The organism is Aquisalimonas lutea, from assembly GCF_030409225.1.
Classification (GTDB): Bacteria; Pseudomonadota; Gammaproteobacteria; order Nitrococcales; family Aquisalimonadaceae; genus Aquisalimonas; species Aquisalimonas lutea.
This window is the reverse complement of record NZ_JAUFPK010000001.1, coordinates 341182-350583: the sequence shown is the minus strand read 5'-3', so window position 1 is coordinate 350583 and position 9402 is coordinate 341182. Positions and strand designations below refer to the sequence as shown.

Below are 9402 nucleotides of genomic sequence, written 5' to 3'. Positions count from 1 at the left end.
GCCCCGGGCCGTCGGCCCCGCCGGGCCGCTCCCGCACTTGCCGGCCGCGGGCGAACGCCGGGCGTTCCGCTGACGGACCCGTGGACCCGCGGTTCCACGCCACTGGATCATCCCGATGACGCACGACGAGCGCGACAGTGCTGAGCACGGCTCTGCCCCGGAGCCGCAACACGGACATCGGGACACGCGCACGGAGCAGGCCTGCGGGGTCGTGAGCCAGCTCCTGTTCTTCGGCGTGTCCCTGTACTTCTTCGCCTATCTCACCAACTACTACCTGTCCGGGGCCGGCGGGGCGACGCTGCTCGCCGTCACCATGGTGCCGACAGCGGTGGCCCTGGCCTATCTCAACGATCTGCGCAACGGCGACCTGTATCCCCGGCTGCCGCGGCTGCTCCAGGTCCTGGTCGGCGTGCTGTATGCCGGGGCGCTGCTGGGCGCCTCCTGGTACCTGGTGGCCGAGTTCGACAACATCCGCATCAACCGGGTCGGGTTCTGGAACGAGCAGGACAAGCTGGCCGGGCTGGTCGTGGTGGCGCTGGTGCTGGAGTACACGCGCCGCCGCTACTTCGCCCTGGCGCTGGTGATCCTGGCGCTGATGCTCTACACCGCCTACGGCTACGTGGTCCCCGGCATGTTCAACCATCCGGGCATCGGCTGGGAGCGCATCCTGACGGCGTCCAGCGTGGAGATCGCCACCGGGGTGTTCGAGCGCCTGTCCCAGCTCGGCCTGACCCTGATCGGCTCGTTCATGATGGTGCTGGCGACCCTGCGGGCGTTCGGCTGCATCGATTCCATCCTGGTGGCCAGCACCCGGCTGGCGGCGTGGTCGCCGCGGATGCTGCCCCAGGCGGCGGTGATCGGCAGCTTCTCGGTGGCCGCCGTCTCCGGCAGCGGGGCGGCGAATGCCGCCACCACCGGGTCGGCGACCATTCCCGCGCTGATCCGGGCGGGCTTCCCGCGGGTCAAGGCCGCCGCCATCGAGACCGCCACCTCCCTGGGTGGGCAGCTGATGCCGCCGCTCATGGGCATCGCGGCCTTCCTCATGGCGGAGTACATGCGGGTGAGCTACTTCGACGTGGTTGCGCGGGGATTCGCCCCCGCCATCCTCTATTTCCTCGGCGTGAGCCTGGCGGTGTATCTGCTGTCCGGTCACTACATGAGCCGGAGGGTCCAGGTGGGGACCGACCCCATCAGCGGCTTCGACTGGGTCAACCTGGCGGCCTATGCCCTGGCCGTGCTCGGCCTCATCTGGCTGATGGGGGTGGAACGGCGCGCGGCCATGTCCTCGGCCCAGGTGGTGTTCATGTCGATGTTCGTCGTTCTCACGGTGCTGTTCCTGGGCCGCATGCTCTGGTCGGCACGGCGCCGGCTGACTGCGCTGCTGCGGCCCGCCCGGCTGAGGGAGGCCGGGCAGCCTTTCGCGCGCATCATCGAGACGTTCTCCGTGAACACCGCCGAGCTCACGGTGCTGCTGGCCACGCTGGGCATTCTCACGGCCATGTTCACCATTACCGGCGTGCCCACGAAGGTGGGCATTCTCCTCATGGAGACCGCCGGCGCGCACATGGCGCTGATGGTCCTGGTGGCCTTCGCCTTCGGCTATCTGGTGGGCATGGGCCTGCCCGTGGCGCCCACCTACATCATCGTCGCCGTGGTCATCACGCCGTTCATGATCCGCGCCGACGTCAACCCGTGGACCGCGCACTTCTTTGCCTTCCTGGTGGCGGTGTTCGGCGAGCTGTCGCCGCCCACGTCGGTGGTCGCCGCGGTGACATCCCGCATCGCCGAGGCACCGTTCGTGCAGACCATGATCGCGGCGCTGGGCCTGTGCGTGCCGTTGCTGATCATGATGGCGGGCGTGTACACGCGGCCCGGCCTGGTGATGGAGCCCGGCCTCGCCCAGCTGCCCGCGTTCGCCCTGCTGCTGGCGGGAACGGGGGCCGCCATCCTCGCCTTGCAGGGCGAGTACGGCGCCGGGCGCTGGGTCGATCTCGGCGTGCGCGGCCTGCTCGCCCTGCTCGCCCTGGTCATCGTGCTCCATCCGGACGAGCGCATCGCCTGGGCCGCGGTGGCGCCGGCGCTGGTTCTGATGGCCTGGGGCGTGCTGCGGGCCCACCGGGCGCTGCGGACCGCTCCCCTGGATGCGGCAGAAGGGGCCGGCTGAGGCTGCGCGGCACGGTCGGACGCGTTCAGAAGCCCGCCGCCTGGCCGTCCTTGCGCGGGTCCGAGCCGGCCGCGTAGCCGTCGCCCAGCCGGTAGATGATCTGCGCGCCGCCGAATCCGAAGGCGGCGTCCTGCGCATCCGCGGTGATCTCGTGCCCCAGCCCGGCGAGCCCGGCCCGGACGGATTCCGGAACGGCCGGCTCCACGGCCACGGACCGGCCGCCGAGGACCTGCCAGCGCGGGGCATCGCAGGCGGCCTGCGGTTCCTGCGCCAGGTCCGCGAGCCGGATGACCATCTGTACGTGGCCCTGCGCCTGCATGGGCCCGCCCATGACGCCGTAGCCGGCCAGCGGCCGATGGTCCGCGGCCGTCAGGAAACCGGGGATGATGGTGTGGAAGGGCCGCTTGCCCGGGCCGACCTGGTTGGCATGGCCGGGCGTCAGGCTGAAGCCGCCGCCGCGGCCCTGGAGGCTGATCCCCGTCTCCGGGACCACGACCCCGGAGCCGAAGCCCAGGTAGTTGGACTGGATGAACGAGACCATGCGGCCGCTGTCGTCGGCCGTGGTGAGATAGACCGTGCCTCCCGGGCGCGGCTGGCCGTGCCCGGGGTCGCCGGCGCGGCGGCGATCGATGGCGGCGGCGCGGGCGTCCAGGTAGGCCGGGTCGAGGAGGTCGTCGGCCGTTACCGTCATCGTCTCCGGCTCGCCCACGTGGGCATGGGCGTCGGCAAGGCCGAGCTTCATCGCCTCGATCTGCAGGTGCAGCCCAGCAGTGGTCTCCGGTCCCACCTCCCGCAGCTCGGTGCGCTCCAGGATGCCCAGGGCGATCAGCGCGGCGATCCCCTGGCCGTTGGGCGGGAGCTCGTGGGCCCGGATGCCGTTGTAGGGCACGGCGATGGTGTCCTGCCACTGCGGGCGGTGGGCTGCCAGGTCGTCGGCGCGCAGGGCCGCGCCGTGGTCGCGCGCCGCCTGCTCCATGCGCTCGGCCAGCTCGCCGCGATAGAAGGCCTCGCCCCGGGTCTCGGCAATGCGCCGCAGCGTGCGCGCCAGCGCCGGGTTGCGGAAGCGCTCGCCGGCGCCGGGCGGGCGGCCTTCGGGCAGGAACGCCTCGGCGAAGCCCGGCTGATCGCGCAGCTCCCGCGCGCCCTTGGCCCATAACGCGGCGATGATCGGCGAGACGGCGAAGCCGCCCTCGGCATACGTGACCGCGCGCTCGAACAGCGCCGCGAACGGCAGCGCGCCGAAGCGCTCGGAGAGGCTGGTCCAGGCCGAGACCGCGCCGGGGGTGGTCACCGACTCCCATCCCCGCAGGGGCATGCGCTCGTAGCCGGCGAAGCGCTGCGGCGTCCACGCGGCCGGCGAGCGGCCGCTGGCGTTCAGGCCGGTGAGGCCGTCGCCGTCGTGGACGATGGCAAACGCGTCACTGCCGACCCCGTTGCCGGTGGGCTCCACGACGGTGAGCGTGATGGCCGCGGCCAGCGCGGCATCCACGGCGTTGCCGCCGCGTGCCAGGGCGTCCAGACCGGCCTGGGCGGCCAGGGGTTGGGAGGTGGCCACCATGTTGTCCGCGAGCACCGGGCTGCGTTGGGACGGGTATGTCGATTCGAATCGCATGACACGGGCTCAGATGGACTTGATCAGCCCGCCATCCACGCGGATGACGCTGCCGGTGATGTAGCTCGCCCGGGCGGAGACCAGGAACGCTGCCGTGTCTCCGAACTCCGCCGGCTCGCCGTAGCGGCCGGCGGGGATCAGCGCCCGGGAGTTGCGTTCCACCTCGGCGACGCTGATGCCCTGGCGTTCCGCCGCCTTGCGGTCCAGCTCCGCCGTGCGGTCGGTGGCGACGCGGCCGGGGGCGATGCAGTTCACGGTAATGCCGTCGCCGGCCACTTCCCCGGCCAGGGTCTTGCTCCAGCCCACCACGCTGCTGCGCAGGGCGTTGGACAGGCCCAGGTTGGGGATGGGCTGGATCACGCCGCTGGAGACCACGGTCAGGATCCGGCCCCAGCCGCGCTCGCGCATGCCGGGCACCACGAGGCCGCCGAGCTCGAACAGCGGCGCCGCCATGCTGTCGAACTGCTCCTGCCAGGTGGCGCGCTCGGTCTCGGCGATCGGTCCCGGGGGCGGGCCGCCGCCATTGTTGACGAGGATGTCCACCGGGCCCAGCTGTTCCTGCGCCGCGGCCTGGATGCCCGCCGGTGCGCCGGGCCGTGACAGGTCGACGGCGTGATGACCGATCCGGCCGCTGCCCAGGCCGTCGAGCTCGGCGGCGACGCCTGCCAGCGCCTCCTCCGAGCGGGCGCACAGCAGGACGTTCGCGCCTTCCGCGGCCAGGGCCGCGGCAATGGCCCGTCCCAGCCCGCGGCTGGCGCCCAGCACCACCGCGGTTCGCTGCCGGAGTCCAAGATCCATCCTCTCCCTCCCGTGACGAATGCCGGTTTCAACCTTCCCGGGAGCGGAACCGCCGCGGCCCGCTCGCAGGCCCCGGGTGATCAAGGTGCGGGGTCCACTATCCCATACCTGGTGTCCCGGGTTACAGGACACCAGCTGTCCGACCCTACCGCAGGGTCTTGCGCCGGTGCTGCGCCCGCCGTGGGGCGCAGCATGGCGTCGCGGCCGTCCGCGTCAGTGCCGACGGTCGCGTCGGCGGGGGATATGGCCGTCATTGGCGAGACGCTCGTGGAGCTTCCTCGGCGACAGCTTGGCGAGATCCTTGGGGACTTCCTGCAGGTCCACGCCCTTGGGCAGGCTGTTGTGCACGGTGGAACGCAGGAATCCGAGCATGCGCTTCTCCGCGCAGAGCACGACGCGGCGGGTGCCGTTGGCGCGGGCCATGGAGTCCAGCTCCTGGGCGATCTCGCGGGCGAAGCGGCGTTCGCACTCGTCGTCGTAGTCCTCTCGGTGATCGTCGTAACCGTGGCTGGGACCTCCGCCGGACCGGTTACGGCCCGAACGCGGGTCGGCGAGCAGGTCATCGCCGTGGGCCTTGTGCTCGGGGTTGGCCATGGTCTTCTGCTCGACCAGGTCGGGGCCGGATTCGAGTTCCGGGATCTCTGGTTTTTCGACGGTAAAGAAGCGGGCTCTGGATCCTTCAGCAACGACCACACAATAACGACTCATACGTGATCTCCCCGAAATGGCGGCCGGGCCGCGTAAAGGTGTGGGGCGAACTGAACCGTGAATCACCCTGACGACGGGCGACCCCGGTGGGACCGGGAGTGGTTCCGCCGCGGCGGAGGGCCATCCTTCTCTGTCTTGGAGGTCCCTGCCTCAAGTATAGTTCCCACACGCACTTTTAAAGGAACACCTCACATGGCTCGAATCCTCAAGTGGCTGTTGATCGTGCTGGTGGCCCTGATCGGGCTCATCGTGCTGGCCGTGGCCGCCGTCATCGCTCTCGTCGATCCCAACGACTACCGGGACGAGATCAGCAGCGTGGTGGCGGAGCACACCGGCCACGAGCTGGTCATCGAGGGCGACATCCAGCTGTCGTTCTTCCCCTGGCTGGGCCTCGATCTCGGCCGCACGCGCGTGGAGAACCCCGAGGGCTTCGGCGACGAGCCGCTGGCGCAAATGGATCGCGCCGGCGTGGCCGTGCGGGTGCTGCCGTTGTTCCGCGGCGAGCTGGTGCTGGATACCATCCGCCTCCAGGGGCTGCGCGCCAACCTGGTGGTCAACGAGGCGGGTGAGGCGAACTGGGAGCTGGACGTCCCGGACGACGCGCCGGCGGAGCCGGGCGGGCCCGCGCCGGAGGAACAGCCGCCGGCAGGCGAGCGCGGTGACGGCGGCATGCCGATCGCCATCGGCACGATCCGCGGCGTGCAGGTCTCGGACCTGCACGTCAGCTACGACAATCGCCGCACCGGCGCGAGCCATTCCGCCGGTCCCGTCAACCTGGAGCTGGGCGAGCTGCTGCTGGACGAGGACGTTCCGCTGAATGCCGACTGGGTGCTCTCCATCGGGGACGGAACCCGCCTGGAAGGCACCCTGGAGGCCATGCTCCGGGCTGGCGGGGATCTGCAACGGTTCCGTGCCCAGGTGACGGAGCTGCGTCTCAATGCCTTCGCCGACGGGCTCCCGGAGGACGGCCTGGAGATGCAGATGGGCGCTCTGCTGGAGATGGATCTGCAGCAGGACACCGCCCGGCTGTCCGATTTTGCCGCCCGGGTTGCCGGCATGCAGCTGAACGCCAGCGCCGATGTCCGCGGACTGACCACGGCCCCGCAAGTGGAGGGCTCGTTCGCTGTTCCGGAGGCGAATCTCCGGGACGTGCTGGATCGCGCGGGGCAGGAGATCCCGGAGACGGCGGATCCGGACGTGCTCAAGCGCTTCTCCCTGGACGGCCGTTTCACGGCGGATGAAGGCAGCGCCGAGATCACCGAGCTCGCCGTGGTGCTGGACGACACGGAGCTCGACGGTACCGCCAGCGTGCGCGACTTCGCCGACCCGGCCATCCGCTTCGATGTCACCGGGAATCGCTTCAATGCCGACCGCTATCTGCCCCCGGGCAGTGACGAGGCAGGGGCGGGCGCCGAGGCCGTGGGCGAGAGCGAGGCCGCGGACGAGGACGCCGAGGCCGCCGAGATTCCGCTGGAGCCCCTGCGGGCCCTGAACCTGAACGGGCGCATCCGGCTGGGGCAGCTGACCGTGGGCGGTTTCGAGCTCTCGGAGATCGATATCACGGTGGAGGCCGCGGACGGCCGCATCCGGATTCACCCGCTGGCCGCGAGCCTGTACGGCGGCGCCTATCGCGGCGACGTTCGCCTGGACGCGACCGGGGACGCGCTCAACGTCCGCGCCGACGAGCGCCTCACCGGGGTGCAGGCACAGCCGCTGGTCACCCAGTTTCTCGGGCGTGATCTGCTGCGGGGCGTGGGCGAGCTGCATCTGCAGGCGGAAACCACGGGCCGTGAACCCGCGGCCATGCTGCGGCAACTGGTCGGCGAGGCCGAGCTGGCGTTCGCCGACGGCGCGCTGGTGGGGCTGAACCTGGCGCAGATGGTGCGCAATGCCACGGCCCGTCTCCAGGGCGAGGCGACCGCGGCGGCGGAGGAGCGCACCACCGACTTTACCAGCCTGCGCGGGTCGCTCCGCTTCGATCGCGGCCGGATCCGCAGCGACGACCTGCGCATGCAGTCGCCGCTGTTCCGGGTCGAGGGCGCCGGCGAGGCCAACATCTTCGAGCAGACCGTCGACTACAATCTCACGGTCAACCTGGTCGGCAGCCTCGAGGGGCAGGGCGGCTCCGAGCTGGACCGCCTGCGCCGGGTGCCCATTCCCCTGCGGTTCCAGGGGGCCTTGCTGTCGCCGGAGATCAGCCTGAATCTGCAAGAGGCGATTACCAGCCAGCAGCGCCAGCGTCTGCGCGAGGAGGAAGAGCAGGCACGGCAGCGCCTGGAGGAAGAGGCCGACGAGCGCGAGGAAGAGGTGCGTGAGCGTGCCCGGGATCAGTTGCGCCGGCTCCTGGATTGATGCAACTCGGCACCGAAGAGATCGAGCGCTTTCGCGCCCGGGTGCTCGACTGGTACGACCGCAACGGGCGCCATAACCTGCCGTGGAAGCGGCCGGCCACGCCTTACCGCGTGTGGGTCTCCGAGATCATGCTGCAGCAGACCCGCGTCAGCGTGGTGGTGCCGTATTTCCAGCGGTTCACGGCGCAGTTCCCGGACGTCGCCGCGCTGGCGGCCGCTCCCCGGGACGCGGTGCTGGCGCAGTGGTCCGGGCTCGGCTACTACGCCCGGGCGCGCAATCTGCACGAGGCCGCCCGGCGCATCATGGACCGCCATGGTGGCGCCATGCCCGCCACGCGGGCGGAATGGGAGGCGCTGCCGGGTGTCGGCCGCTCCACCGCGGCGGCCATTCTGTCGCTGTCCATGGACCAGCCGCACGCCATTCTCGACGGCAACGTCAAGCGCGTGCTGGCCCGCTACGGCGCCATTCCGGGCTGGCCCGGCCGTACCGCCGTGGAGCGCGAGCTCTGGAGCCTGTCCGAGGTCCTGACGCCCGGGCAGCGCTGTGCCGACTACAACCAGGCCATGATGGACCTGGGCGCCACGGTCTGTACCCGCACGGCGCCGGCCTGCCTGCTGTGTCCGGTCAATGACGGCTGCCGGGCGCGTGCCGCCGGCGAGCAGGAGGCCTACCCGTCGCCGAAGCCGTCCCGGCGCCTGCCCGTGCGGCGCACGCGCATGCTGCTGCTGGAGTCGGAGCGGGGCGTGCTCCTGGAGAAGCGGCCGCCCACCGGAATCTGGGGCGGGCTGTGGAGCTTGCCGGAGATGCCGGCGGACCGCGACCCGGCGGAGCACTGCCGGCAGGAGCTGGGCCTGGCCGTGGATGCGTCCGAGTTCTGGCCGTCGTTCCGGCACACCTTCAGCCACTACCACCTGGAGATCGAGCCCGTGCGCGCCCGGGTGCGGGGTGACGCCGGCGCCGTCATGACAGGCGGCGAGAGCATCTGGTATAACGACCGCTCATCGCTGGATCGGGGCGTGGCAGCGCCCGTGAGCCGGCTATTGCAACAGTGGCAGCAAGGGAAACGCTGAACAATTCGCGCGCGCCTCTGGCCGAGCAGCGCGGGCGCAGGCAAGGCGCGTTGCGCCGCGCTGTACTGGCGGTACAGTCAAGCAACGCAACGCCGGCTGTGCCCGCGCTGTTCGGCCCCGAAGGGCGCCCCACAGCGGCGTTGTGGGGCGCAGAGGCACGCGGGAATTGTTCAGCGTTTCCCAAGGGGGCATAGGCATGGGGCGCACGGTGCATTGCGCGAAACTGGGCCAGGAGCTGGAAGGCCTGGACAAGCCGCCGTATCCGGGCGAGCTGGGTCAGCGCATCTACGACAACATCTCCAAGCAGGCCTGGCAGCAGTGGCTGAACCACCAGACCATGCTCATCAACGAGTACCGGCTCACGCCGGTGGACCCCAAGGCGCGCAAGTTTCTCGAAGGGGAAATGGAGAAATTCCTCTTCGGCGGCGGGGCCGCGCCGCCGCCGGATTACCAGCCGCCGGAGGACTGAGCCGGGCGCGTGCGCTTGACGGTTCCGGTCCGTTCGGGTTCAATGTGCGGCCTCGGGCCGGGTAGCTCAGTCGGTAGAGCAGCGGATTGAAAATCCGCGTGTCGGGAGTTCGATTCTCTCCCCGGCCACCAGAACAAGTGGACGCAGTCGCTTCCATGCCGGAATCCGCAGTGCGGGTTCCGGCATTTTTTTGGCCGCACGGCCAGGACGTTTTCCCCGTGCTCTCCCC

At 70.7% G+C, this 9402-nt stretch carries 7 protein-coding genes and 1 tRNA gene; 5 read left to right on the top strand and 3 right to left on the bottom strand.

Features of this window, described 5'->3' with window-relative positions:
- Positions 1–115: 115 nt before the first annotated feature.
- Positions 116–2164 (top strand): TRAP transporter permease, encoded by a 2049-nt coding sequence (locus tag QWY84_RS01700; RefSeq protein WP_290200717.1) that lies wholly within the window; start codon positions 116–118, stop codon positions 2162–2164.
- 25 nt (positions 2165–2189) lie between these two features.
- Here the strand turns inward: QWY84_RS01700 and QWY84_RS01695 are convergent, their stop codons facing one another.
- The 3 genes from QWY84_RS01695 to QWY84_RS01685 all read right to left on the bottom strand — a co-directional run bounded on the left by QWY84_RS01695 (position 2190) and on the right by QWY84_RS01685 (position 5282).
- Positions 2190–3776: a gamma-glutamyltransferase family protein gene (locus tag QWY84_RS01695; RefSeq protein WP_290200716.1), complete on the bottom strand. Its 1587-nt coding sequence runs from the start codon at positions 3774–3776 to the stop codon at positions 2190–2192.
- A gap of 9 nt (positions 3777–3785) precedes the next feature.
- The gene (locus QWY84_RS01690) at positions 3786–4574 is read right to left on the bottom strand and encodes an SDR family oxidoreductase (RefSeq protein WP_290200715.1); all 789 of its coding nucleotides are present in this window, start codon (positions 4572–4574) and stop codon (positions 3786–3788) included.
- 213 nt (positions 4575–4787) lie between these two features.
- Entirely contained in the window at positions 4788–5282 is a 495-nt protein-coding gene (locus tag QWY84_RS01685; RefSeq protein WP_290200714.1) for a host attachment protein, read from the bottom strand.
- Between the two features lie 192 nt (positions 5283–5474).
- On the opposite strand from QWY84_RS01685, the gene QWY84_RS01680 reads away from it, so the two are divergent.
- The 4 genes from QWY84_RS01680 (at position 5475) to QWY84_RS01665 (ending at position 9304) form a co-directional block, all read left to right on the top strand.
- On the top strand, positions 5475–7634 hold the full coding sequence (locus QWY84_RS01680) for an AsmA family protein (protein ID WP_290200713.1): 2160 nt from the start codon (positions 5475–5477) through the stop codon (positions 7632–7634).
- The gene (mutY, locus tag QWY84_RS01675; RefSeq protein WP_290200712.1) at positions 7634–8704 is read left to right on the top strand and encodes an A/G-specific adenine glycosylase; all 1071 of its coding nucleotides are present in this window, start codon (positions 7634–7636) and stop codon (positions 8702–8704) included. The genes QWY84_RS01680 and mutY overlap by 1 nt, the downstream gene beginning before the upstream one ends.
- A 196-nt stretch (positions 8705–8900) precedes the next feature.
- Positions 8901–9173: an oxidative damage protection protein gene (locus QWY84_RS01670; RefSeq protein ID WP_290200711.1), complete on the top strand. Its 273-nt coding sequence runs from the start codon at positions 8901–8903 to the stop codon at positions 9171–9173.
- A gap of 55 nt (positions 9174–9228) precedes the next feature.
- A tRNA-Phe gene (locus QWY84_RS01665) sits at positions 9229–9304 on the top strand.
- Positions 9305–9402: the final 98 nt, after the last annotated feature.

Bases quoted from the DNA above. Each gene is read 5' to 3' on its own strand.
- QWY84_RS01685 (WP_290200714.1), bottom strand. From the start codon at position 5,282: ATGAGTCGTTATTGTGTGGTCGTTGCTGAAGGATCCAGAGCCCGCTTC.
- QWY84_RS01680 (WP_290200713.1), top strand. From the start codon at position 5,475: ATGGCTCGAATCCTCAAGTGGCTGTTGATCGTGCTGGTGGCCCTGATC.
- QWY84_RS01695 (WP_290200716.1), bottom strand. From the start codon at position 3,776: ATGCGATTCGAATCGACATACCCGTCCCAACGCAGCCCGGTGCTCGCG.
- QWY84_RS01690 (WP_290200715.1), bottom strand. From the start codon at position 4,574: ATGGATCTTGGACTCCGGCAGCGAACCGCGGTGGTGCTGGGCGCCAGC.
- mutY (WP_290200712.1), top strand. From the start codon at position 7,634: ATGCAACTCGGCACCGAAGAGATCGAGCGCTTTCGCGCCCGGGTGCTC.
- QWY84_RS01670 (WP_290200711.1), top strand. From the start codon at position 8,901: ATGGGGCGCACGGTGCATTGCGCGAAACTGGGCCAGGAGCTGGAAGGC.
- QWY84_RS01700 (WP_290200717.1), top strand. From the start codon at position 116: ATGACGCACGACGAGCGCGACAGTGCTGAGCACGGCTCTGCCCCGGAG.